Raw genomic sequence first — 24,952 nt, forward strand, 5'->3', positions numbered from 1 at the left:
TACCGCATTTGGGGCAATCGGTCATTTTTAACCAAGATTAAATGAGTGCCTTCGGATATTAAGTTTGAGGTTGCACCTTAAGAGCTAAAATGTACCTTATGTAATGCTTAAATAATTTCGGCTCTTGTATTTGTTCGGCTGAGAAAGTGACACTTACACAACAGAAAATTCGCTTTTTTAACACACTAACCCGTAGAAAGGAAGAGTTCAAGCCGTTGGAACAGGGCAAGGTGAAGATGTACACTTGTGGTCCAACAGTCTACGATTTTGCGCACATCGGCAACTTCCGCGCTTTCCTCTTTGAAGACTTGCTTAAACGCTGGCTGATTCAGCGCGGCTACAAGGTTACGCACGTCATGAACCTAACTGACGTGGATGATAAAACCATTAAGGGCAGCCAAAAGCAGGGTTTGCCACTTAGGCAATTTACTGATTTTTACGTGAAAGCCTTCTTTGAGGATATTAAAGCCCTAAACATCATGCCTGCAGACGTTTATCCAAAAGCAACCGACCACATACCCGAAATGGTCACAATAATCAAAACATTGATGGCTAAAGGTATCGCTTATCGAGGCGAAGACGGTTCAATCTACTATGCTGTCAGCAAGTTCCCAGACTACGGCAAACTATCCCACATAAAAGTCGGCGAACTCAAGGCAGGCGCACGAGTCAGCCAAGACGAATACGCCAAAGAAGAAGCCCAAGACTTCGCCCTCTGGAAAGCATGGACACCAGAAGATGGCGATGTATTTTGGGAGACGGAACTGGGCAAGGGCAGACCAGGCTGGCACATCGAATGCAGCGCCATGAGCATGAAGTATCTGGGCGAAACCTTTGACATTCACTGTGGCGGCGTAGACAACATGTTCCCGCATCACGAGAACGAGATTGCGCAAAGCGAAGCCGCAACGGGCAAGAGGTTTGTGAATTACTGGTTGCACAACGAGCACCTGCAGGTAGAAGGCAAAAAAATGGCAAAACGCTTTGGCAACTTCTACACTCTACGCGACCTATTAGCGAAAGGCTACGACCCTATCGCGATTCGCTACTTGCTGTTGTCAACGCATTATAGGCAACAATTCAACTTCACCTTTGAGGGCTTAGAAGCCGCAAAAAGCGCTGTTGAACGCTTAAGAAATTTTGTTAGGCGCCTGCACGATGCAGACGGAAAAGAATGCAAAGAAGTCTCAGCCTTAACAGAGAAGCTTGAGGCGTGTTTTGGCGGCTCAATGGATGATGACTTAAACATCAGCGTGGCTTTGGCGTCACTTTTTGATTTCGTCCGCGACATAAACAACCTGCTGGATTCCAACAAGGTAAGCAAGGCAGAAGCGGCAGACATCCGCGGGTTGATGATGCGCATTGACGAGGTTTTAGGCGTCATCGGCAAAGTGGAATCCGAAGAGGTACTGCCCAAAGATATTGACGCAATAGTGCAGAAGCGCGAGGAAGCACGCAAAGCCAAAAACTGGAAAGAAGCCGACGCCATACGAGCGCAACTAAAAGCCATGGGCATCGTGCTTGAGGACACAGCGCAGGGTGTGCGGTGGCACAGAGAGAAAACTTAGGCAGTTTTACCTGTTAAGTTCCATTCTGAGGTCGCGTACTTTTCTTTGCAGAGTTTTTTGGCAAGCTCAACCTCGTAAGGCAACAATGAGCCTGGTTCAAGCTGGATTTTCAGCATAGCTCTAAAGCCCTGTGTAAGCGCGTTGACAGCGGTTTCTGGCGAAATTGGATGCCTCAACTCATTTTCGATACTAGTGATTTTCCGCTGTGCAATGTCTGTTGCTTGAGCGCAGGAGAGGCTTTTGAGTTTTAGAAGCGTGAACATTTTGGGCAAATCCGCCTTCAACAGTAAGGTGCCGTGTTGCAGTACAATGCCACGTGTGATAGTTTGGCTACTGCCGCTGATTTTTTTGCCATTCACCGTTAGATTCGGGCAGTTTTTTGCGTCGCCGCTGCTGAAATCTGCAGGTACACCCAAGAGCCGCAGGGCGTCGGTTATGGCTTCATAAATTTTGAAGTAGACAGTTGTTATGTCTGCAGTTCCTAAATCACTCACTTTTGCCACCACGCTGTAAGTAACCTCGCCTTCGTAGTCGTGGTAGACGGTGCCGCCGCCGCTGATGCGCCTAACAACATCCACGCCCAGTTTTTTGCAGTTGTCAAGGTAGAGTTCGTTTTCTGGGTTCTGGTTTTTGCCGATGCTTGCGGCTGAGGGCTGCCAACGATAAAACCGCAAGGTGTTGGGCACTTTGTTGGCTGTTCGTGCGGTTAGGATGGCTTCGTCGATTGCCATGTTCATTGCGGCAGTGTTAGTTTCCAGTGGGAGTAAACGCCAAGTGTCCATTATTGTTCAGTCCTTGCCAATGAAAAATTGTGTTAGACTTAAAACTGTTATGCAAAACTGTCTGTTTTTGGGGATTAAGTTATTTAGATGCGCTTAACTTTAAACCAGAAACAATCAAACAAACGAGGAAATTTCATGCCTAAAGCTAAAGTCGGCGTTTCAATGCTCTACTGCCTTGGCGAGCCATTCAACCGCATGGTCAAACGCTTAGGCAAATTGGACACACACTACATAGAGATTTTAGATGACGGCACACACGAACTAAACAAGGCGCGCATTGCACTACTCAAGGAAGCTGCAAAACGCTACAAACTAGAATATTCCCTGCATGCACCGTTCGCAGACATCAACATTGGTTCGCCCATCAAGCCGATGCTGAACGCTTCGATGAAGCGCTTAAAGCAGTCTCTGCAAAATGCCAGCGACATGGGTGCTAAACTCTGGGTTTTCCATCCTGGCCAGCGCACGGGCATCGGGCAGTTCTATCCGGGCGCGGATTTTCGGCAGACTTGCCAGAGCATCCAAGAACTCTACGAGATAGCAGAAAAGCTTGGCGTGAATATTGCTTTGGAGAATTTGCCTGCAAAATACTGGTTTTTGATGAACACTCCTGAAGAGTTCATGAAAATGTACCGTGAAACTAAGCTGCCAGTCGGCATCGCCATGGACCTTGGGCACGCCAACTTGGAGGGGCAAATTAAGCCGTTCTTTGAGTTGTTAGCGGACAAGATTGTTCACGTTCACGCCAGCGACAACGACGGTTCAGACGACCAGCACCTTGGTGTGGGCGATGGCAAAATTGATTATGAGTGGTTTGCGGAGACGTTGAAGAACAATGGCTTTGACAAGATGGTTATGGTTGAAGCCATGACGCATGTTTCAGAGAGCCTAAAGAAACTGCGGGCGCTACTCGCTTAGCGGCAACTCCAGCTCCAAGAAGTCCTCGGCTAAAATGGTGTTTGGAAAAAATTTTTGTGCCTGCTCCAAAAGCAACCTTGCATCTGGGTACCGTGCGCTGATGTGAAATAGGACGAGTTGTTTTGCGCCTGCGGCTTTGGCTTGGCTTGCTGCTTGGCTTGGTGTTGAATGGCAATCGGTGCCTGCTTTTTCAGTTAACGCATCGTCGAAGGTGCAGTCGTGAATCACCAAGTCTGCGCCTTGAGCGAATTTTGCGAAGGTTTCGAAGGGTTTAGTGTCGCCTGTGTATATGATTTTGCGTCCAGCACGCGGTGGACCCATAACGTCGCTTGGTTTCACGGTTTTGCCGTTGGGGAGCGCGATTTCTTCGCCGTGTTGGAGCTTAGACCACAATTCGCCCGCGGGAACGCCAAGCGCCAAAGCCTTCTGGGGGTAGAATTTTCCTGGGCGCGGTTTTTCCACGAACGCGAAGGCGTAGCTTTCTATGGCGTGGTTTGATTTCGCGGCTATAACTTGGTACTCTTCTTCATCGCAAACGACTCCTTCGGCGAGGATCTCGTTGATTTCGACTGGGAAGGTTAAGCCGAAGTTGAGGGTTTCTTTGGCGCAGACAAGGAACTCTTTTAGTCCTTTTGGAGCGTAGATTTGTACGGGTTCTTTTCTGTCCATCAGAGCCATGGTTTGCAGTAGTCCTGGCAAGCCCAGAACGTGGTCGCCGTGCAAATGCGTGAGGAAGATTTTGAGTTTTTTGTGGAAGCTTACTTTGGCTTGCATCATTTGGCGTTGTACGTTTTCGCCGCAGTCAAACATCCACTGGTCTCGGGGGCACTGCACCACCACAGCGGGTAGGCTGCGTTTGAGGGTTGGGACGCTGCCGCTTGTTCCTAAGAATACCACGCGAATGCTCACTTGTTGGTCACCTTTTCGAATACTGCGATTTCCCGCGTTAGCGTCCTGTGAACGTAGGCGAAGTGTGATTCCACATGCCGAAAGCCCAAGCGGGCGCCGATACGGGATATGTTTAATGTTTTAGGGGAAGCTATACAAATCCGTTGCCCCGCGCCGAGGAGTTGCCAAGATGAAGCCAGAACTTCTGTGACTAGTTGTTTGGTTGTTGATTTGAGGGTGCTTGCTGAGCGTCCGTAAGGGGGGTCAGTAACCACCACGTCTACTCGTGTGAATGGGAGTTTGCGTGCGTCAGCTAAAATCAGTCCCTCGGCTGTGATGTGGAAGTATGCGAGGTTTTTTTTAGCGCCCAACACCATCCGTTTCTGTGCATCAACGCCGATTGCGCGGCAACCGATGTATGTGGCTTCGATGAGGGAGCTGCCTGTGCCGCAGAACGGGTCAAGCACCAAGCTTTCTGCTTTTGCGTGTGCGAGGTTTACCATGCAGCGTGTGAGTTTTGAGGGCATGGCTGATGGGTGGAAGAAGGGTTTTTTTCGTGGTCTGCGTTCGCTGAAGGTTTTGGTTTGGATTTCGGTTAGTTTTAAGCCGAAGATGAGTTTTTCGTTTGTGATGATGCCGATGAAGGTTTTGTCTGGGTTTTTGAGGTTAACTTTTGTGCCTTGGGTGCGTTGGAGGATTATTTTGCCTAGTTTGCCTTCGAGGGTCATGGTGTTTATGTTTTGGTCGGCGTAGTTTTTTATGCGGTTTATGCGTACTGAAAAGGTTTCGCCTGTTTTGAGGACGGCGGAGTAGTCTGTTTGGTTTGCGGTTTTTGTGATGTCGGTTTCTGTTGCTTGTGAGATGAATAGTTCTTGTGCGCAGACGCGTGTGAATGCGGCTCTTATCTGCACGGGCTCCACGCTTGAGAGGTCGGCTTCTAAGCGCAGGGTTTGGTCTAGCACTTCAACGTTTGAGTAGGCGTAGCCTTCGGCTTCAAGGATTGCTTTTACTTCTGCGGCTGGCAGGGTTTCGTTTTCGCCTGAGAGCAAAAAGAAGAGTTTAGGCACTCGGATTTGCGCCTTTGAGTTGTTTGCTAATGAGCGGTGCAAGCGAGACTTTGCTGTAGGGTCCTGGCACGCTGTCTGTGCCCACGATTTCTTCTACGCCAGCGTCTAGGATGCGTTTTGCTGCGTCTCCGATTAGCAGTGGGTGGACGCATGCGGTGAAGATGTGTTTTGCGCCTTGTTCTTTTAGGATTTTTGCTGCGCCAACGATTGTGCCGCCTGTGCTGATGATGTCGTCGAGGATTATGACGGTTTGGTCTTTTACGTCTAAGCCTTTGCCTGTTTGTGTGGTTTGTCCAGTGTAGCGGTCGCGTTGCTTGTCTAGGTGTCCTGCGTTGCCGCCTAAAACCTGCTGGGCTTCGTAGGCGATGTACATTGCGCCTTTGTCGGGTGAGAGTGCGTAGGCTTTCTTGTAGCCCTTATCAACAAAATACTGTGCCAAAAGTGGTATGGCGCTTGTTGTTTTGGCTGGGAAGGGGAATTGTTTGAGGGCTTTTTCTGAGTGAATGTTAACGGTGAGTAACTGGTCGATTCCTGAGGCTTTCAGCATTCGCGCGACGGTTTGGACGCTTATGCCTTCGCCTGACAAAAACATCTTGTCTTGCCGCGCATACGCTAGATAAGGTGTGACTGCTGTGATTTTGGTTGCGCCAGCGCGTTTTGCCGCGTCAGCCATGAACGCTAACTGCATTAGTCTGCCGTCCTGCATGGGTGGACAGGTGGTTTGCACTATGGCTACTTCTTCGCCTTGGACGTTGCCTTCTAAGCGAACGTAGGATTCGCCGTCTGGAAAAATTTTGGCTGAAACTGGCACGTTTTGGAAGCCTGTTAGCTCTGAAACTTTCTCGGCTAGTTCTTTGGACGCTGGACCAGAGACAATCTTCATTGTGTTTCCTCTGCCTTGTTAGGAAGGCACGTTTAGGTTTTAAGCCTTATCCAACGACTAATAATCAAAGATGCGAAAGAAGCGCTCAGAAAAAAGCTATACCCCATTTTATAAACTGATAAAGGGGTTCTGTTGCTTCTTCGGTTGACGTGACTTTTCGTTAAGGTTGTTACTTTTTGGTTAATGTGATTTATATTGCAAATCTTTAAAACCCGATTAACACAATACGAGATAGAGGGTAAAATGATGTCGGCTATAACAGCCTTTGACTCAAAGGATTTCAAGAGGTCAAATAAAGTTGGCGACCTCAAGTTCTTCTCACCTTTAGGTTGCGGAGTAAAGGTAACTAAGATCAAAGAGTTCCAAGACCTTTACATCGAAAAAATGACCAGAATTTTAACGGAGTTTGGCGTTTCCCCAGTATGTGGTTGTTTAGCATCTTCTGAATTTTTTCCCTCTGCTGGCTTCTCAAAAACCTACAAAATGGCGGATAACTTACTTAAAGAAATACAAGATTTAGTAGATTCAGTTTTTATCTCATACGTTATTCTTCCTTCTGCCACAATACCTAAGGTTGAAGTGGGTGGGTATAGAAGCCCTAAAAGAGAAATAGCGACATTTGATTTTCTCAGAACCCTTTCAACCTATTTTTCCTACATTACAGCATGGACTTATCTTAATCAACGTAAAAGAGAAAACGAGCAAATATTTGTGGATGGATTTAGAGGTAAAGTAACCTACGCTTGGGAGGACTTGTTAAGTAAAACCTCTCCAGTTGTATATCCCCACGGTGATGAATGTAATGTTTTTATTTCAACCGCTGATATGATTGCTTCTCTAACAGATAAAAAATTATATGATAACTATTTACACTTGAAACCAGAAGATATTACACGTATTTGGGAAGAATACGCTTTTGATGTTGAGGTTCGTTTTCTTGACTCAAACACTCTTTCACAAATAAGATGGATAAGCGATGAATTGATCAACGTTTCAAATCAACACGCTAAACCAACAATTTTTCTCAAGGCTGACGGGTACACGACCGATGATATAAAAAAGCTTTCGATATATCCAGACGCAACATTATTGGCTAGAAAGCTGAATGGTTGTTTACAAGGATTTAACAAGAAAATAGACACGGCAAAAATAAGAGATGGTGATGTATTCATTTATGCAGGAAAGGAAGCAGAAGAAAACGCCATGACACTTAAAGACATGTATAAACTACAGATAATGCCATTCAAGGAATTAAAAGAAAGAGTTAAACCACCTTAACACTTTTCATTAGTAGTTGACGATGGCACATGATGCCGATGTGGGATCATACGCAAATATCCTCTTACCAAGATTAGATATATAAAACTTGTTCTGAAACACTATGTACTAGCAAGTTGTAGTACACATCTATACTGAATTTTGTCGAGCATTTTGTATGAGTTATCTATCTTTCCTTTTATATTCCACATGCCTCTGAAGGTGTTTTGCCGTCTATTGCTTCATGTGGTCTTATGTAGTTTGGTACAATTGATAGCCTTGAAAGATAACTATATACCAGAATTAACGCTAAATTGAACCGATTAGACCATACAAGTCACAAAGAAAAGCCTGAATGGAACAAGCGTTCATAAATTTAAAATAGATGCTATTTCGAAAATAGAATAAAGACTTAGAGGTCTTCCAGTGATTGAAGGCACGACAGTTCTCTTAGATAAGATGTCAGGATTTGATTTTGAAGAGCTTGTTGCAGACATACTAAGCAAATTAGGTTATGGGCATGTCGAAAAAATACTATACACACAAGATGGCGGTAGAGACATACTGATTCATTCTTCGAGTGGGTTAATTGTTATAGAATGCAAACACCAACCAAAAAGTAGTATCGGTCGTCCAGTGGTTCAAAAGTTACATTCGGCAGTTGTCACTTCGAAAGCTACTAAAGGCATTCTTGTTACTACAGGGCGCTTTACAAAAGAAGCATTGGAGTATGCCTCAAAACTTGCAGGTTCCACAACACCGATTGATATGGTAGACCGTCCTATTCTCATCGATATGGCATCTCGCGCTAATGTTATCTTAGTTAGCGGTAAACAAAAATTGAGCGTTTGGTCTTATGCTCTTCCATCAAAAGAGGAAACAATTAATGCCATATCATCGCGAGTCGCTTCGTTTTCCTTTAGCCATCCTCGGCGTCCTTCTGAGTTATTAAATAATTTGAGCAGAATTGTTTCGTATCGACCCGTCTATTCCATAACTTACAGTATAAATAGTGTCTTTGAAACATCAATCGGAATTATCCATCGAGAAAACACTTCGAAAGCTCGAATTTTGCTTGATGGAAACACTGGGCAATCATATGCCGATAATGTTAGTGCCTTCTTGGAAACAGAACAGCAGTATGCATTTAATCAGCCACATGAAGATTTCAAAGGGAATTTACCTACATTCAAAATCGATGGTTCAACAATGCAAAGAAGCGCTAAAAAATTAATCATAGAAAAACATTCCAGAAATGTTTCGTATTATGGTCGTAACAATCGGAGATATGTTAAAAAATGCGTTCCTAGTGAAAGGGACATTTATATTAGTGACATACGCCAGCTTTACCTTCCTTTAACTAGGTTAGATTTCAAATTAGGCTCAACAAGTTATTATTCTGAAGGAGCACAAGCGCAATCAGGGCGTCTTTTGTCATTAGCTGATAATCTCACAGCGTGTAGAATCTGTAACAAGAGGATAACAGAAGGCGCTATTATTTGTGATACTTGTGGCAAAGTGACACATTCTGGGGGTTTTTTGATAAGATCAATTCATGGGTTTAGATGTAAAAGATGCGGTCGAACCACTTGCAGGGAACACGGATTCTGGAAACGAAGATATTTAATTTTTAAGGAAATGCTATGCCCGAGTTGCTTTGAAGCATCTGGACATGAGAGCACTACATTTAGACGATTTGATCCGTTCAATGCGTTATCTCTATGGGAAAAATTGTTTGGTTAATCTAAAGCTATTAGAAAAATATTTACATACAAAGTTTATAATTGAATGCTTAGAATTATGGGAATCTTAGTTGTCTTTCCCATTGGTTTTGCCAAGGAGTAACCGTTCTAGTAGTCTTATACTGTACCTGCCTAACTCCAAGCGCTAGCTCAGCAAACTCCCTTACAGTAGTGTAGCGGAAATCCCATGTTGGCGCACCATACCTCAACCCGCTGCACATGGTGTCGGCGTAGATGTAGAGTTTGTTTCCTCGATAATCGAAGGCGGCTTGGTTTGGTTCGCCGTATTTCGGCTCAGAGAGCACTTTAAACGGCCACAGCTTGCACGCTTCAGGCTTCATGCTTTGCAGTCCACAAAAATAGTTGCGCGACGTGTTGCACAGAAAAGCGCAGGAGCCGTCGGTTGCGCGTTTTATGTAGAAGCGGTCTAAGCCTGCCACGGTGGTGTCTAACCCGAAAGTCTTTGTGATGTGCAACCATTCGGGGAAGGCTAAGACTACGCTGTAGAGTTTGCAGCAGATGCCGCATGCTTTGCAGTGCCAGTCGGCGATGTTTTGCCATGGAACAAAGTGCACTCATCAATCACAACAGCAAAGAGAACAGAGACGAGCAAATAAATTTTCCCACCCCATTCAGCAAACACTAACATCATGAACATATTTGAATCCAATAGTGGTTCTATGTTTAAACCTATAGGAAGTAGGTTAAAAAAAATCTCCTAAGGGGTAGTAGGTGCTATTGGCGGTTTCTCAACTCAAAAGCATGTTGACTTACTGCGACCATACGCTACTACGACCATTACGGAGCTTTTGCCTTAATGTGTTGGTCGTGGTAAAATTCTCCAAGGCACCCCTAACCGACTATTTAATGGTCGCAGTAAACACCGTGCAGTTTATCAACATCCAAACTGCTTTTTATAGGAGGAGAGGGTAGCCAAAAAAGCAACAGAAGCGTTGCGGCTTGCATGTTTGGTGGTTTCTGCTTGAGGAATCGTCCACAACCAGCCTACGCCTTTTAGCTAACGCTGACGCAAAAACCCAGTCCGCTACAAAGCCCACTGGTAGATGATGAGTAAGGGAGCTACTCTCTTCTTCTACTATTAAAAAAACAAAAAGGCTTAACCCCCCTATAGGGGGATGGGGTCTATTGCAAAGCAACAAACCGCAAACCGACAACATTAACAAAAAAATGCCTAAAACAACCATCAACAAAACCAATATCCAAACAAAAACTACGGAAAGTCTTTTATGCTATCAACATAAAACCATGGAAGCGATAACACGGAGGAGAAAAAATGGCGAAATGTCCAAAATGCGGAACCGAAGTTTCAAAACCCAAAAAAACATGGAAAATGGCTGGACGCCCAGACAAAGCCGGCAAACGCATGCAACTAGAAATCGGACTCTACGAATGCCCAAAATGCGGCAACGTATTCCGCGAAGTCCTAAACAAACAAAAAATCTAAACCTAACGCTCGCCCAAACAACCCACATCACATCTCTACTTTTCTTTTTTTATCGGTAGTTTTAAAGGTCGGAAACCCGTTATCAACACGAACATTCCCAACCAACACAGAGGCAAAAATGTGCAAACACTCAAAAAATTATGGAAAAACGAATACATCAAAACAATTGTCGCCATCGCACTGATTGTCGCCATAGTTTTTGCCTTCTTCTTCGGATTACAACTTGCACTAGGCACACCAGTTCCCGTACGCGTCGTAGAAAGCGGCAGCATGTGCGTCCCCTACGGCAGCAGGTGTGACGGCTGGACAAGTATACTGCACCCCTTTGAACACACCCTACACAAAGGCGACATACTAATCATCCAAGCCGTAGACCCAAAAGATTTGAAAACCGATTACCCCAACAGCGACATAATCATCTACAAAAACCCAAAAGGAGTAACACCTATCGTTCACCGCATCGTAAGCTCCCAAAACATCAACGGCACATTATACTTCAAAACAAAAGGCGACGGCAACGGACCCATACTTTGGCCAGACGAACCCAACTACTACGATAACATCCCTGACGCAAACGGAGTCCCCGAAGACCTAATTGAAGGAAAAGTCATCATGCGAATTCCATGGTTTGGCTGGATTACCCTTTTCATGAGAGACAATAACTGGGGATTACCCATAGTAATTTCACTCATAATACTGTTAATCATTATCGAATTTGTCATCCCAATTCTAAGAGAAAAAAAGAAACCTGAACAACAAATCAGCGCCAACCCACAGTTATAGATGTCTTTATAAATAGAATCCTTGATAAATGGGTATCCGAGGGCGGTTTGAACAGGAGAGGAATCAATTGCCAAAAGTTAAAGCCACAATAAGCATCGAAAACGTAGTCGCATCCGCAACACTCAACCAAAAAGTTGATTTAAACGCTGTAGTAAAAGGTTACCCAGGCGTCGAATATCGCCCTGAACAATTCCCAGGCCTAGTTTTTAGATTAAAACGCCCAAAGACAGCGACTTTAATTTTTAGTTCTGGAAAAATGGTCTGCACAGGCGCTAAATCCGAGAAGGAAGCCAAAAGAGCCGTCATGAAGGTTGTTAAAGAACTCAAAAAAGGCGGAATCATAATCATCAGCAAACCAGAACTTAAAATCCAAAACATCGTTGCCTCAGGCGGTTTAGGAGGCATGATTGATTTAGAAAAAGCAGCTTACACTTTGGGGCATGCTATGTATGAGCCTGAGCAATTTCCAGGCTTAATCTACCGCATGGAAGACCCAAAAGTTGTGATTCTGCTTTTCGCCAGTGGAAAGCTTGTTTGTACGGGTGCTAAAAAAGAACAAGACGTCTACGACGCAGTTGGAAAATTGCATACGCTACTTGAAGAAACAAGCCTTATCTTTTATGATTAGGCACAAACTTACTGTTTTTTAACTTGTTTTTTGATTACTTTCAAGTTTTCCTCGTCAATAGCACCTAATTCAAATAACGTGTTTGCTATTTCGCTAATTCTTAACAGAGGATAAAGTTTTATTCCATTTTTCTCCAACAACTGTCGCCCCCCTTCTTCCCTGTCAAGGAAAGCGACGGCTTCGGTAACTATGCCGCCCTCTGCTCTCACTGCATCAGCTGCATTTTTAAGCGTTAAACCAGTTGTGACTAAATCGTCAATAAGCAAGACTTTTTCTCCTGAGACTAGAATGCCCTCTACTCGACGTTCTCTTCCATGAAGCTTGATGTCTTTTCGCACATAAAGGAAAGGCTTTCGCAGGTTGTAGGCGATTTGGGATGCAAAAATAATTCCTGCCAGCGGAACCCCTGCAATTCGGTTGAAGTTTTTTAAGCCAATTTGGTCAGTTATGAATTGGGCGTAGAAGTCGCAGATTTCTCTAAATGAATCTGGAAAGCTTGGAATTACCCGCAGGTCTATGTAATATGGGCTTGCTTTTCCGCTTGAGAGTCTGAAAACTCCGAATTTAATAGCGTCAATTTTAAACAGTATGCTCGCCATCTTTGCTTTTTTGTCCTCGTTAATTTGAGCTTTCATTTCTATCACATCCTTTTTGAAACCTGATAAATTTTGTTTTGTTCAGGAATCAAGCATACAGTCCGAGGAAGTTCTTTCTTTAGCAGTTCAGCGAATTCCTTTTGGCTCTGTGTTGTAGCTGTGTGGTAAGGGACTGCAATTAAGGGTTTGGTTAAACGCGCGATTTCAAAGCCACTCTGCGGGGTTGCTCCTGGAGCTATGCCAACGGTGCAGAAGACAACATCAAACTGTTCTCTTTGTCCGATAGCCGCTAATTCTGGAAACGGAAGACTGTCTGCGGTATGATAGATTTTAACGTGGTCTTCACTGGTTATTATGTAAGTCACTGGCGCCAGTGCTTTATGGTTACATTTTTCTGCCTTTACTGAGACTTCGCCTACTTTGATTTCTTGGCTTGGACGAATTTCTTTGAGCATTTCAGGAGGAATGGCATGTTGAATTTTTCTTGCGGAAGCCGGGTCGGCGATTATAATGCAGTTTGTCTCTTTCTGAATTTCCGTTAGAAGTCGTGGATCAAAATGGTCATAATGTTCATGCGTTATAAGCAGTGCGTCAATGTTTCGGAGACTTTTAGGTCTTACATCAACGGGATCTATTGCAAGAGTTTTTGAAGGAGTTTTGATGAGGATTCCGGCGTAGTTGTTGAACCATACGAAGAAGACTGTGTTTTGTTCAGGCGTTTTCTGGATGGACATGACTTGATTCCTCAACGATTATTATGCAGGGTTTGTTTTAAAGAAGTTGCGTAATTGATACGCCGTTATTGTATGAGAATAACAGTCGCTCAATGGAACAGCGCCTTTTTTTGAGCTTATGTTTCATTTCTGAATGTCTGGGTATGCAACGGTAATGGTTCTATTCTAAAGAATGCCCTAGCTACTAGCACCCAGGCGATGTATTGGACTAAACCGCCAGGCAGAGCCACTAATGCAATAGTGGTAAAGCCCGTTGAAAGGTTAAACGCTAGAACTGTGAACACCACACCAACAACAATGTTAACAAATGCACCTATAACGAATATTTTAGCGGCGCTTCTAAACAGGTAAACGCCAGTCTTGTCAGCTAACAAGTTGTAAGCCTTATAGTTGAATAGTATCCAAACAAGCATAACAACAGAAATGACCGTCACGAAAGGGGCATAGTACGGTGTAAGTAACGATTGAATTTGAGATGACAGGTTAGGCACGGGATTTAGGCTCCGAATTACATCAAACAAGTTAAGCATGATGTATGCGGTCAAAATTACTCCAGCCACCACAGCCGAAACAATAGTGCCTATTAACCCGTAGAGGATATAATTGAAAATTTTGTGTTCACCATAATCCCTTGAAAAACCGTACATTGCTATAAAGAACAGAATGAACCCAGCAAACGATATGATGCCAACAACGCCGCTGATCCCAAGAATCGCAGGATTCATCATTAATGCGGGATAAGCATATTGGATTATAGATAAAATGGTGCTGACTAAACCTGTCAGTGTTAAGCATGCGCCTACTCCGCCAAGGGTTCGGTTTGTTTGAATCGTCACGTTTCTAACCTTGAGAAGTATTATGGATGGTTTAGGGAATAAGTTTTTTGTCTTAGCATACAGCGGCTTTTTTGGTTTTGGTGACAGCGTTGCCGACACGGAGGTTATCTACGTCTGGTCTTTGCGGCAGTGTTACGGTGATGGCTTGGTTTAGGTTGTTTTTGCCGTATGCAACTTTGGCTTGGCTGGTTTTGGCGTCAGAATAAAAGGCTGTTAGTTGAGCGGCTGTTTCTATTGCTTTTTTGGTTTTTTGTCCTTGCAACAGAGAAATTGGACCGACAATATCAGGTAACTCAAAAAAGTAGTCGTTTGTATCTTTGTTGGCGCTGAGAAACTTGTTTTCTGCTTCGTTTCTTCCCACGATTATTTTATTTTTTCCTACCCTGAAGTGTCTGCCAACCCTTAGTAGCGCTATGTCTTTTGTTGTTATGCGTTTTTTGTTGGTTAGGAGGTCTTGTAGTTTTTTTGTGTATTCTTCGCAGGTAAGCAAGCATCCGCCTGCGGGAGAAGGATACGTTTTGATGCCGAATTCTTTGGCGAGTTCAAACTGGGGTTTTCTTGACCTTCCTTGAATGGCGAGCAGTTTGTTTCTGTCAACTAAACCTTTCTTTTCAGCTTCTGTTTGGGGTAATAGTTTGGCTGAGAGTGGTCGTAGAAGTTTGCCTTTTAATCCTGCTTCTTTTTCAATGATTTGTAGTGCTGGGTAGTGTTGTGACATGGGGCGTTCGCCTAGGACTTCGCCTGTGAAGAGGAAATCTGCACCGATTTCTTTGGCGTATTTTTTTGCTTTTTTAAGTATGAAGATTTTGCAGTCTATGCAGGGGTTTAGGTTTTTTCCGTAGCCGTGTTTTGGGTTGCGTAGCATTCGGACATAATCCTTGTCTACGTTGAGGATTTTTAGGGGTATGTTGAGTTGGGTTGCAGCTTGTTGTGCTTCGCTTGCTCCGTCTTTTTTTGGTATGCCAAAAGGTGTTTTAACGTTGAAGGCTATTACTTCGATGCCTTGGCGGCGGATGAGTTCTGTGGCAAGGATGCTGTCTAGGCCGCCTGAAAATAAGCTTACTGCCTTAACTTTGGTCATTATGTGATAGATGGCTTTTTGGGCAAATAATAATTTACCTATCAAATGTGGGGGAAATTCGAGGGGAAAAATTGTTTCTGCATTATTAAATATGTTGAGAGGTAAGCGTTTTAGCCCTTGATGACGAATACTTTAAAAAGGCATCAGACAATAAAACCAAATAGTTTGTTCCAACTCGTTGAGGATTACCTTGGATATCAGCATATTCATCCCGGTGTACAAAGAGTCAGACCAATTAGCTGAACTGTTAGCTGATTTGGGTTCGCAGAATGTGTCTAAGGAGATTTTTGTTACTGTTGATGAGCCGACTGATGGTTTTTTGGAGGAGATTGGGCATTTTGAAGGTGAGGACGTAAAGTTTATTGTGAATAGGGAGCGAGTTGGAAAAGCAAACGCGCTCAACAGTGCTGTTGGGTTGTCTTCTGGTCGGGTTTTGTTGTTTTTGGATGCTGATGTTCGCGTTGGCAGGGATCCTGATTATCTTAGAAAAATTATTATGCAGATGCAAAATGTTGAAGTGCTTGATATTAAGAAGAAAGTGAAGAAGGACAAGGCGTTTTTGTCTAGGATGGCGTATTATGAGTATTTGTCTTTTAATATTAGTGCGTGGATTTCTTCGCGGTTTTTGCATAAGTGTCCTGCTGTGAATGGTGCGGCTTTTGCGATTAGGCGTGAGACGTTTTTGAAGGTTGGTGGGTTTGACAGGGTTGTTGCTGAGGATATTGATATTGCGACTAGGGCGTTTTTGAAAGAAAGCAGTTTTGCTTACACGACTGATGTTGAGGTGGAGAATGTTGTTCATTGTGAGTGGGGGAAATGGTTTAGGCAGCGGCGACGTTGGGCGATGGGGCAGGCGTTGTGGCTTGTGCGTTGGTATAAGGATTTAGCGCGGAAGTTTGTTCGTAAGCCTCAGGTGTTTTTGCCGGGTTTGTTTTTCTTGTATCCTTCGATTACTGTGTTTTTTTTGAGTGCGGTTATTCCGAGTTTTTGGATGTATAATTCGTTGCTTGTTTTTTCGTTGTTTTTGACTGTGAAGTTTAATGTTGCTTTGCCGATTTTTTTGGTTTCGTTGGCGACTGCGGATGTGCTTAAGGTTTTGCTTATTTCGTTGTTGGGTTTTACGTTTACGGCTGGTGTGTTTTATGGTTTTTCCAGAAAGCTTGGGTTTGAGATAAAGTTGCATGAGTTGTTTGTTTACTACTTTTTCTATTCGCCGATTTGGATGTTGCTTATTGTTGCTGGTCACATTCAAGTGATTGCGCTCAAGCGCAAGGTTGCTCCTGACTGGCGAACATGAACCATTCAATTGCGATTTTTGGCTTTGTTTGCTTTGCGGTTGACCCTATCCTCCTATTTAAAGCGAGTTTGGTGAGGGTTTTGTGCGGGTTACTACGACCATCAAGGAGTTGTCTAGCGTATCCTTAGCGTTTTTTACCACGACCATTCCTAAAGGGCAATAGCTCCGTAATGGCCGTAGTAAAAGTCAACATGCTTTTGGCTTAAAACTGCGCCAATACCATAGACCCCATCAGGTTACTGCATACCTTGACTAATAGAATCCAAATATGCTTGCCACAACTGTGCAAGCGCAGAAAACACCTACCCCCTTAGGTTTCTGCAATGAGTTTCTAATAGGCGGCAAATAGGGTAATGGGTCGCATCTGCTGTTATGTTTTGTCAGTTTCTTGTGGTCTTGTAGGCTCTGCTGCTTGGGCTTGTTCTTCCTTTAGAGCTTCTCCGAAAATCCTGCGTAAATCCCTCTTTAGAGTGGAAGTATCCTGAGTCAACCCGAAGTAGTCCGCAAAGTAATCCGTGGTTTTCAGCGCCAAAGACCGCCCGCTTCTTTCAGCCGCAATCAAGCCCATGTCCTTGAGTAGCTTTACATGTCCGTAGGCGTGTTGACCCCGCACTTCGATGACTCTTTTTTGGGAAATTGGTTGACGATAAGCAATGTACGAGAGCGTTTTGAGTGGCCCAGATGACAGCAAGGGACGGTTAACCAGCTTCTTGATTAGTGGGGTAAATTCGGCTTTCACCTGCAAAACGTACCGTTCATCTTTCAGCGCTAAAATCTCAAGTGCCGTATTTCTGGTAGCGTACTCCTCCTTGAGAATTTCCGCGTACTTCATGGCTCGCTTCTTTGAGCGGCTCCCAAGAACTTGGCACAGCTCATTTAGGTCTAAGGGGCGACCTGCCACGTATAGGGCAGCCTCTACCAAAGCCAAACGGTGAGCTCTTCGCTCTACTTCCTGTGCTTTTGCAGCTTCAAGGTCTGCGTCAACTGGTTGGTTTTTCGGCTCTTCCAATGTTCAGTTTCCCTACTGCTATGTACAATTCTTCGGTCTCTTCATTTTGCCACAGGTTAACCAAGCCATCCTGCGCAAGGAATAAGAGGTAAATAAACATTCTGAGCGCTTCGATGCGGGTTGCATCTTTTGTTAGTGTTGTGAAATCGATTATGCCTTGACCATGCACTTTCTCGCATAAGAGAGCATACAGCTGGTCAACCTGTAGCTCAATCTCAGCCATGAACTTGTCAAACTGCGGTAGCAAATCGGAAACCGCTGGCAAAACAGGATGCTGCTCAACCGCATGAGTGAGATGCAACAGTTTTTCACCCTTCAAAACGTCATCTAAAACCTCGAGCAAATGCTGAATAGTCGTCGAAGTCAACTCATGTCTCAGCGGCAAAAACAAGGGCGGTGGAACAAAATCGCGCGGGCCCTTAGCTGGAACTGAAGGCGGCTCCTGCAATGTCAGCAACAACTTTGATTTCATTAAGTAAATTAAAGCGGAAGAATCCAAAGCTACTCCTGAAGCACGGAAATCAACCTTTTGTGAACGCTCCATCTCTACGAGGAACGACCTTAACAGGTAAGCTATGTTCACATTCCATGGCGTGAGTTTTTCAAGTTTGTTGATTTCAAACAGAATGTTCCACGGCGGACGCAAGTAGAACGGTCTTCTAGTCGGAGATGAAGTAGTTGACACTATTTTGCCCCCTCCGCTGGGAACTTTGCTGTAATTACGTTCGAGATTCCATTGCGTTCGTAAACACCGTAGACTTTCTGGGCTTTGTTAACCATTTCGGGTCGCAAACTGATGACTATGAACTGGATTTTTGATGCTTCCTCAAGCAACACTTCCGCGAGCTTGGCGGTGTGGAAAGCGTCCAAGTGTGCATCCACTTCGTCGAGTATGTAGAATGATGCTGGCGTGAATTCTTTGAGCGAGAAAATGAAACTGACCGCTGCAACGGAGCGTTCACCGCCGCTTGCTCCGCTCACAACGATTGAAGGCTTGTTAGGGAACTGCACAAGCATGTCTATGCCACCAGCGAACGGTTCATCAGGATTCTCCAGCTTAAGCGTTGCTTCGCCTCCACCCGTGAGTTTTGAAAAGTAACTTTTTAGGCTGGCGTTAATTTTGTCAAACGCATCCATGAACACCTTGCGCTTCTTAGCTTCAATCTCATCCATGAACTGCACTATTGCTTGTTTTTCACGCTCTAACTCGTTGAGACGCACCGACAACTCCCTATAACGCGAAATCTGCTCATCATAATGCGAGAGCGCAAGCTGGTTGATGGCGCCGATTCGTTCCTGTTCAAACTGCATCATGCGAATGCTTGTCTCTGCCTCCTGAACCTGCCGCGGATTAGTCTCCAATGGTTCCTCATAACCGTACTGCCGAAGCAAAGTTTGCTGTTGTTGGAGGCGCAACTGAAGGGTCTGCATGCTCAGTTGAAGTTGATTTAGCAGTCTCTCTGCCTGCTCGTACTCTGAATCCAACACTCGCAACTCAGCATCGATAGCGTCAATTTGTGAAGTGAACTTCTTGGCTTCTTCACGGGCAGACAAAACAACTTTTGATAGTTCAACGCGGCTTTTCTCTTGCTCATCTATTTCTTTGTTGATTACATCGCGCTCTTGTAGTGCCTCAGCAATTTCCTTCTCAAGCCTGCGCTGTTGTTGCTCCACTTTTGAAAGCTGAATCTTGATGTTCTGGTAACCCACACGCAAAACTCTGTCAAACTGTGACTGTCGCGTAGAAATCTCGGTTTGGCAAGAGCCTAAATGCTGACGCAACGTGTTTAGGGCTTCAGCCGTTTTGTCCCGTTGCACTTCAAGTGCTTGAATGTGTGAAACGTCAGTTTTCAACCTTAAGCTCGCAATTTCAGCATGAATCTTTTTGAGGCTAGCTTGGATGGAGTTACGCTCGTTACGGAACATGCTCATGCGTCCCTTGAAGGCGGCTGCTTCACGTTCGAGCTTTCCACCCAGCTTGTCTATGTGCCGAATGTTACCTTGGGTGCGCTTTATGCTACGTTTAATTCTTACCAGCTCTCTATCCAGTGTAGCAATGGATTCGGAGAGGCGTGCGATTTCAATCTTGGTGCTCTCAATTTCCTCATCGATGCCTGAAATATCTGAGCCTCGTTGCTCCAAATGTGTCTGCAGTGCTTTCACTGCTTCGTCTAGGCTTTTTAGAGCATTCTCGCTGGGAATTATTGTGGAAAAGTCTATGGGGGCACGGTAGTAGCCACTTTCAAAAGCACCAGCCTCATACAGGTCACCGTTGACGGTTACGGCACGGTAGCCTTGGTTTGAAAGCGCAAAAGCCGTCTTATCATTAGAAACCACTACAGTGTCTCCGAAAACGTAATTCACTGCAAACGCGTATTCACCGTTATACTTCATAAAGCTTACAAGCGGTCCTACCACGCCTTCCCGCTTGGGCGCTTCCTTATTTTTAGGGTTGATTGCACCGCTAAGGGGAATGATTTTGATTCTGCCAAGTTTCATGCGCCGCAATGTTTCCGTGCAAGTAAAGGCTGAGTCGATGTCTTTTACGACCAAGGCGTCAAGCCAGCCTGTCGCTGCTGCTTCTATGGCTTTCTTGTAGTTTTTGTCAATTTTGATTAGTTTGCGCAATCTACCGTAGATTCCTGATATGGCGCCTACATCGCCCATCTCCTCAATACTGCGGAGGGCTTTTTCTTCAGCCGCTATTGTGGCGGCAAGGTCTCTTTGAGTAGCAAATTCAATAACTGCGTCCTTGGCGGAGCCTGCGATTTTTTCTGCTTCAGCAATTTCTTTTTCAACAGTTTCTTTTTGAATCAGCTTGCGCTCAATGGTGTGTTCCAGATTCTTCATCTGTGCTTTTTGGTCTTTTTGTACTTGCTCGAGTTCAGAGAGCGACTTTTCGATTTCAACTAGGCTTGCTTGGAATTTTTCTTTGCGGACATTTAGGCTTTTGAGTCGCCCAGTGCATAGCCGCAACGCCGCTTTGTCCTGTTTGTATTCTGAACGCAAGTACGCAAGACGCTTAACATGGCTTCCAACTTGTGCGCTCAAAATCCGAATCTGCTTATTGTTATCATCTAAACTTTCCCAAAGCTGAGCCGTTTCCTTGGCTAAGGCTTCATGTTCCGCTTGTTTTTCGGTTATTTGGGCTTGGATTTTCTCGAATTCGCTGCGGTTTGCGCGGATTTTTAGGCGGTTTTCTTTTATTTCGTTCCTGATGTTTTCATGTTCAGTAAGGCTGTTTTCTCTAACACGCTTGAGGCTTTCAAAACTTGCTTGCGCAGAACTAATCTTGGTCGATAACTCGGTCAGTTTGGATTTTAATTCGCCAATCCTTATTTGAACTTTAAGGACTTCTGAACCGCCCTGCTCAAGGTTCTCCCCGCTAAGTTTGCGCCAGTCACCCTCAATTTCATGGCGCTTGGACCTGCGCAGGTCACGTTGCACTTTTAGCTTGTCAACTCTTTCCTTTACTTTTCCCATTTGAGCAGTATTTTCCTTCAACTGAGTGTTTAACTGGGTGATTTCGCTTGAGGTCTTTATGGCTTGGAACTTTTTAATCTCATTCTGAATGAAATTGTACCTCAGAAGTTGATTTCTTTCGCGTTCAAGATCATCAAGACGCTTTTGTACCTCGTCGATTCTGCCCATGGCTGTGCGAATTGAAATGTCAGCCGCCCGCAGTTTCTCTTCCGCTTCAGCCTTCTCAGAATCATACTGCGCGATGCCGATGAGGTCTTCTATGATTTTTCTTCGCTCAAGCGGAGTGATATCCGTCAACCGTGTAATGGTGCCCTGCGGGATAATGTTTTGGCTCATACTACTAATGGCAGCCATCGAAAGCGTCTCAGTTATATGTCCGCGGGACATTCTGCGTCCATTTAGGCGATACACGCTCTGCCCGTTGCGGTAAACCTCACGGGAAATCGTAACCGTGGTTGTGTCGACAGGCATTACACCATCAGAATTATCAAATTGAACAACAACCTTTGCCATTTTGGCTTTGTCTAGTCCAGCCTTCTCCGAACCGTGAAAAATTAGCTTCGCAGAGTTCTCCGCACGGAGCCTACGAGTGCTGAGTTCTCCAAGCGAGAAAAGCAGAGCATCCATAATGTTGGTTTTGCCGCTTCCGTTGGGACCCGTTATGGCGGTGAAGCCCTTGTCTAGGTTTACCTTAACTGTTTGCGGTCCAAAAGACTTAAAGCCTTTTAACTCGATTTTTTTTATGTACGGCATTTAGTCTTTAACCTCACGGAAACGAAACTGTTTTCTTTTTTTAACATCATCACCAAACGTATAAAAGCTTATACATTAAAATGATGTGACTGTGTAATGACAATAACAACGGCTTATTACCGCCAAAGGAGTTAGTGCTTGTTAGGAGAAGGCTTCAATGAGTAGTATTGCTAGTTTGCAATTAAAAGGGGTTATTTCAAAATAATAGGGGTGGTAGATTTACAAAACTTCGGTTTTAATGATGTTTCCACTCAACTTATTGTGGCAGCTCTAAACGAGGAGGAGGGCATAGGTGCTACTTTAAGGGAATTTAAGGGTATTATGGGTAATATGCCAATTCTAGTTGTTGATGGGAACAGTCAGGACAGGACGGTTGAGGTTGCCAAAGATTTAGGGGCTGACCTTGTATTTCAGGATGGCTCTGGTAAGGGAGACGCAATCGCCAAAGGAATCAGCCTTATTGACGATAAAACGAAATATGTTGTCTTGACTGATGCTGATTACACTTACCCTGCTGAATATGTTCCAGGTATGATTGAAGTTCTGGAGCGAGAGCCCGAGGTAGGTATGGTTTGCGGGAACCGATTCGGTGGAAAAACTGCTGATAAATCATTTCATCGTCAGTTCTATTTGGGTAATAAGATGCTTGCATTTGCACATAATTTCTTGATCGGAGCCGCACTTGATGACCCGCTAACTGGACTGAGAGTAATCAAAGCAGAGATTCTAAAGAATTGGAAAATAAAATCAAAAGGGTTCGATATTGAAGTTGAACTTAACTCTCAGGTCTTAAAACAGGGCTATCTTATTGTTGAGGTCCCAATTAAGTATCGTGCAAGGCTTGGAGAAAAGAAGTTAAAAGTACGAGATGGCACAACAATTCTTAAAAGAATAATTTCAGAAAGCAGCGCTCATTTACTTTAAACCCTAATATGGAACTATTTCTCTTTCCTTCGGATGTCGCACTGCAGCACTTTGGGACACACCAAACATTCATCCAGCAAGCCATCAGAGGGAGCATTCAACAACCCGCTAAAATGAGCACATTTAGCAGGAGAATCAAAAACCATAGGATACTCAATTGGCTTCACAGAAACAATCTTGTTTTTTTCCGTGGTGATTTCAAGCTTGGACATGCAAAACGGGCAAGCATAATGCGTTGCGCGGGGAATCACAGTGTCATCTGTAATAACGGTAGGTTTGTCAAACCGTTTCTCACACCCCTTGTATGGGCAACGTAGCTTTTCCTCTGAACCGTGCGGAAAAAGCCGCATGTATATCACTCTTCCAAACAAAGTTTTCATGTATCGCAACATTTAATAAACCTTGCCACTCCAACAAGCAACCAAACACCCGCTCAACACAAATACAAAAGAAGCCTCGAGCGGGCCTTGATCCCGCGGCCTGCTGCTTACGAGGCAGCCGCTCTACCGGGCTGAGCTATCGAGGCGCAGCATATGCTTTCAATTGCGTATCTGAGTGAGATTGGTATTTTTAAATGTTGGTTTAGATGTTGACTTTGTTTTTGGGGGTGTTTAATTTATTTGGGTGAATGCTATGTTGACTTTAGAGGGCTGAACAGGTTGGCTGATGAAGGCTTAGGCGAACATGACATAATTCGGCTGATTCAGAAGCGTTTAACCCTCATGCCAGACATGCCTGTGCCGTTTGGCGACGACATATCCGCGGCACCGCTCTTTGAAGGCGAAGTGGCAGTTTTAAAGACTGACATGCTTGTCGCAACCACAGATGTGCCTGCTGGAATGAGCCTGTTTTCTGCTGCTCGCAAGGCAGTTGTTATGAACATCAGCGACTTTGCAGCCAAAGGCGTCATGCCGTCAGCAGTTTTGGTGGCGCTTGGTTTGCCGAAGGCTTTAGCCACACAAGGAGCTGTGACGGAAATTGCGGATGGATTAAACGCGGGGGCACGTGAATATGGCACGTACATAGTCGGTGGCGACACAAGCGAAGCATCCGACCTAATAATCAGTATTTCATTATTCGGTACTGCTAAGCCAAGCGCTTTAATGTTGCGCAGTGGCGCTAGAGTCGGCGACATCGTTGCGGTGACGGGGCTGTTTGGCAAAACAGCCGCTGGGCTCCGCTTGCTTGTTGGCGACTACAAAGCTTCAGCAAAACAGCGCAGCGTACTGGTTGATTCTGTTTTTAATCCTAAAGCTCGGTTGCGTGAGGGCTTGGCACTCAGGGGTTATAATTATGTTTCTGCCTCGATTGATTCCAGTGACGGTTTAGCTTGGAGTCTGCATGAGCTAGCACGAATGAGCAACGTCGGCTTTCTAATCGATAAAGTGCCCATCGCGTCTGAGGCAGAAGAGTTTGCGCTGAAAAATGGTTTGGACGCGGTGGAGTTGGCGTTCTATGGCGGCGAGGAATACGAGCTTGTGCTCACGGTTAAGCCCGAGAAGTGGGGTGAAGCAAAAGCGGTAGTCGACGCAGTGGGCGGTTGTTTAATTCCTATTGGCAAGGCAACCTTTGAGAAACAGGTGATGCTAAAAAAAGACGGCAAAAAGAGAGCTGTTGAGGCGCGCGGTTGGGAGCATCTAAAAACTAAGCTTTAGTTTGCTGGTCAAGAGTGTAGTTGATTATTGTTATGCAGGACGCCGCTAAATACGGGGTTTTTCCGAGACTGATTTTTTCTCCAAAACGCAATGCAAATGCTTCGGCTTTTTTGGGGAGCCCAACGTGGTCGCCAAGAACAAACAACGAGTTCTCTGCAAGCTGAGTTTCATCGAGGTTTTTTCCGCCTTCTTCCAGAACATAGATGCTGTTGTTTTCGGCTTTTGTTTTGAGAAGCGCTTCAAAGCTTACTTTATCAATAGTGATGCCGGGGTGGCTTTTTCCAGCGATTGTTTTCTTGAGGATATGTTGCCATGTTTCCATGTCAGTGCGCACATCATAGAGTGCTCCCCCGTCAATTTGAATGTGCAGAGGCGGGTTTGGTGGACCGTTGAGGATGGCGTGGAAGGTTACGTCTCTGCGTAACCCGTGGGAGAGAAAAAGACTGCTGATTATGCATTCGTGAACGATGTCTAATCTGCCTGCGTCATGCAGGTTGCTGAAGTTGGGTTCGGTTCTTCCCATGCGCGAGAACAGGACGAATTGTCTTGGCAACAATCTCACTGCTTAGTGAGTATGCTCTCTTCACTTTAAAGTGCTTTCTA

24 protein-coding genes and 1 tRNA gene are annotated in these 24,952 nt (G+C 44.8%); 10 read left to right on the top strand and 15 right to left on the bottom strand.

Annotated features, from left to right (window positions below; genetic code table 11):
- Positions 1–167: 167 nt before the first annotated feature.
- Positions 168–1,568 (top strand): cysteine--tRNA ligase, encoded by a 1,401-nt coding sequence (gene cysS / locus NWE95_13130; GenBank protein MCW4004843.1) that lies wholly within the window; start codon positions 168–170, stop codon positions 1,566–1,568.
- Here cysS and NWE95_13135 read toward each other — a convergent pair.
- Entirely contained in the window at positions 1,565–2,350 is a 786-nt protein-coding gene (locus NWE95_13135; GenBank protein MCW4004844.1) for a lipoate--protein ligase family protein, read from the bottom strand. The genes cysS and NWE95_13135 overlap by 4 nt on opposite strands.
- 135 nt (positions 2,351–2,485) lie before the next feature.
- Here NWE95_13135 and NWE95_13140 point away from each other — a divergent pair, with 135 nt between their 5' ends.
- Positions 2,486–3,268, top strand: coding sequence for a sugar phosphate isomerase/epimerase (locus tag NWE95_13140; protein MCW4004845.1), 783 nt, complete (start codon positions 2,486–2,488; stop codon positions 3,266–3,268).
- Here the strand turns inward: NWE95_13140 and rnz are convergent.
- Genes rnz through NWE95_13155 form a run of 3 tightly spaced genes read right to left on the bottom strand, consistent with a single transcriptional unit; the run spans position 3,257 to position 6,106 of the window.
- The gene (gene rnz / locus NWE95_13145; protein ID MCW4004846.1) at positions 3,257–4,177 is read right to left on the bottom strand and encodes a ribonuclease Z; all 921 of its coding nucleotides are present in this window, start codon (positions 4,175–4,177) and stop codon (positions 3,257–3,259) included. The two genes, NWE95_13140 and rnz, sit on opposite strands and share 12 nt — an antisense overlap.
- The gene (locus tag NWE95_13150; GenBank protein ID MCW4004847.1) at positions 4,174–5,223 is read right to left on the bottom strand and encodes a TRM11 family methyltransferase; all 1,050 of its coding nucleotides are present in this window, start codon (positions 5,221–5,223) and stop codon (positions 4,174–4,176) included. Before NWE95_13150 ends, rnz begins: the two co-directional genes overlap by 4 nt.
- Positions 5,216–6,106, bottom strand: coding sequence for a ribose-phosphate diphosphokinase (locus NWE95_13155; protein ID MCW4004848.1), 891 nt, complete (start codon positions 6,104–6,106; stop codon positions 5,216–5,218). Before NWE95_13155 ends, NWE95_13150 begins: the two co-directional genes overlap by 8 nt.
- A gap of 195 nt (positions 6,107–6,301) precedes the next feature.
- Between NWE95_13155 and NWE95_13160 the strand changes: the two genes are divergently transcribed.
- Both NWE95_13160 and NWE95_13165 read left to right on the top strand, forming a co-directional pair.
- Positions 6,302–7,384 (top strand): hypothetical protein, encoded by a 1,083-nt coding sequence (locus NWE95_13160; GenBank protein ID MCW4004849.1) that lies wholly within the window; start codon positions 6,302–6,304, stop codon positions 7,382–7,384.
- A 405-nt stretch (positions 7,385–7,789) separates the two neighbouring features.
- Positions 7,790–9,106: a restriction endonuclease gene (locus NWE95_13165; protein ID MCW4004850.1), complete on the top strand. Its 1,317-nt coding sequence runs from the start codon at positions 7,790–7,792 to the stop codon at positions 9,104–9,106.
- Positions 9,107–9,161: 55 nt separating this feature from the next.
- Here NWE95_13165 and NWE95_13170 read toward each other — a convergent pair whose 3' ends face one another.
- Positions 9,162–9,680 carry a YkgJ family cysteine cluster protein gene (locus NWE95_13170; protein MCW4004851.1) on the bottom strand — a complete coding sequence of 173 codons (519 nt, stop codon included), beginning with the start codon at positions 9,678–9,680 and terminating at the stop codon, positions 9,162–9,164.
- A 719-nt stretch (positions 9,681–10,399) separates the two neighbouring features.
- Between NWE95_13170 and NWE95_13175 the strand changes: the two genes are divergently transcribed.
- From NWE95_13175 to NWE95_13185, 3 genes are all read left to right on the top strand, one after another.
- Positions 10,400–10,570, top strand: coding sequence for a chorismate-binding protein (locus NWE95_13175; GenBank protein ID MCW4004852.1), 171 nt, complete (start codon positions 10,400–10,402; stop codon positions 10,568–10,570).
- 120 nt (positions 10,571–10,690) lie between these two features.
- Entirely contained in the window at positions 10,691–11,353 is a 663-nt protein-coding gene (locus tag NWE95_13180) for a signal peptidase I (GenBank protein ID MCW4004853.1), read from the top strand.
- A gap of 67 nt (positions 11,354–11,420) precedes the next feature.
- On the top strand, positions 11,421–11,981 hold the full coding sequence (locus NWE95_13185) for a TATA-box-binding protein (GenBank protein MCW4004854.1): 561 nt from the start codon (positions 11,421–11,423) through the stop codon (positions 11,979–11,981).
- Between the two features lie 8 nt (positions 11,982–11,989).
- Here NWE95_13185 and pyrE read toward each other — a convergent pair whose 3' ends face one another.
- From pyrE to NWE95_13205, 4 genes are all read right to left on the bottom strand, one after another.
- Positions 11,990–12,616 (bottom strand): orotate phosphoribosyltransferase, encoded by a 627-nt coding sequence (gene pyrE, locus NWE95_13190; GenBank protein MCW4004855.1) that lies wholly within the window; start codon positions 12,614–12,616, stop codon positions 11,990–11,992.
- A gap of 5 nt (positions 12,617–12,621) precedes the next feature.
- Positions 12,622–13,311 (bottom strand): MBL fold metallo-hydrolase, encoded by a 690-nt coding sequence (locus tag NWE95_13195; GenBank protein MCW4004856.1) that lies wholly within the window; start codon positions 13,309–13,311, stop codon positions 12,622–12,624.
- A gap of 116 nt (positions 13,312–13,427) precedes the next feature.
- Complete coding sequence (locus tag NWE95_13200; protein MCW4004857.1) at positions 13,428–14,147, bottom strand: DUF996 domain-containing protein; 720 nt, start codon at positions 14,145–14,147, stop codon at positions 13,428–13,430.
- Between the two features lie 52 nt (positions 14,148–14,199).
- Positions 14,200–15,228 (bottom strand): hypothetical protein, encoded by a 1,029-nt coding sequence (locus tag NWE95_13205; GenBank protein ID MCW4004858.1) that lies wholly within the window; start codon positions 15,226–15,228, stop codon positions 14,200–14,202.
- Between the two features lie 190 nt (positions 15,229–15,418).
- Here NWE95_13205 and NWE95_13210 point away from each other — a divergent pair, with 190 nt between their 5' ends.
- Positions 15,419–16,525: a glycosyltransferase family 2 protein gene (locus NWE95_13210; protein ID MCW4004859.1), complete on the top strand. Its 1,107-nt coding sequence runs from the start codon at positions 15,419–15,421 to the stop codon at positions 16,523–16,525.
- A gap of 370 nt (positions 16,526–16,895) precedes the next feature.
- Here the strand turns inward: NWE95_13210 and scpB are convergent, their stop codons facing one another.
- From scpB to NWE95_13225, 3 genes are read right to left on the bottom strand one after another with little or no spacing between them, the layout of a single operon-like run.
- Positions 16,896–17,534, bottom strand: a complete 639-nt coding sequence (gene scpB, locus NWE95_13215) for an SMC-Scp complex subunit ScpB (GenBank protein ID MCW4004860.1) — start codon at positions 17,532–17,534, stop codon at positions 16,896–16,898.
- Positions 17,506–18,219 (bottom strand): hypothetical protein, encoded by a 714-nt coding sequence (locus NWE95_13220; protein MCW4004861.1) that lies wholly within the window; start codon positions 18,217–18,219, stop codon positions 17,506–17,508. Before NWE95_13220 ends, scpB begins: the two co-directional genes overlap by 29 nt.
- Positions 18,219–21,770 (bottom strand): chromosome segregation protein SMC, encoded by a 3,552-nt coding sequence (locus tag NWE95_13225; GenBank protein ID MCW4004862.1) that lies wholly within the window; start codon positions 21,768–21,770, stop codon positions 18,219–18,221. The genes NWE95_13220 and NWE95_13225 overlap by 1 nt, the downstream gene beginning before the upstream one ends.
- Positions 21,771–21,980: 210 nt before the next feature.
- Here NWE95_13225 and NWE95_13230 point away from each other — a divergent pair, with 210 nt between their 5' ends.
- Positions 21,981–22,694, top strand: a complete 714-nt coding sequence (locus tag NWE95_13230) for a glycosyltransferase family 2 protein (GenBank protein MCW4004863.1) — start codon at positions 21,981–21,983, stop codon at positions 22,692–22,694.
- A gap of 14 nt (positions 22,695–22,708) precedes the next feature.
- Here the strand turns inward: NWE95_13230 and NWE95_13235 are convergent, their stop codons facing one another.
- Both NWE95_13235 and NWE95_13240 read right to left on the bottom strand, forming a co-directional pair.
- Positions 22,709–23,074, bottom strand: coding sequence for a hypothetical protein (locus NWE95_13235; GenBank protein ID MCW4004864.1), 366 nt, complete (start codon positions 23,072–23,074; stop codon positions 22,709–22,711).
- A gap of 72 nt (positions 23,075–23,146) precedes the next feature.
- Positions 23,147–23,220: transfer RNA gene (locus tag NWE95_13240), tRNA-Thr, on the bottom strand.
- Positions 23,221–23,314: 94 nt separating this feature from the next.
- Here NWE95_13240 and thiL point away from each other — a divergent pair.
- Complete coding sequence (gene thiL, locus NWE95_13245; GenBank protein ID MCW4004865.1) at positions 23,315–24,349, top strand: thiamine-phosphate kinase; 1,035 nt, start codon at positions 23,315–23,317, stop codon at positions 24,347–24,349.
- On the opposite strand, the gene NWE95_13250 is transcribed toward thiL, so the two are convergent.
- Entirely contained in the window at positions 24,339–24,902 is a 564-nt protein-coding gene (locus tag NWE95_13250) for a tRNA (pseudouridine(54)-N(1))-methyltransferase TrmY (protein ID MCW4004866.1), read from the bottom strand. The two genes, thiL and NWE95_13250, sit on opposite strands and share 11 nt — an antisense overlap.
- Between the last annotated feature and the right edge of the window lie 50 nt (positions 24,903–24,952).

The organism is Candidatus Bathyarchaeota archaeon (assembly GCA_026014725.1).
Lineage (GTDB): Archaea > Thermoproteota > Bathyarchaeia > Bathyarchaeales > Bathycorpusculaceae > Bathycorpusculum.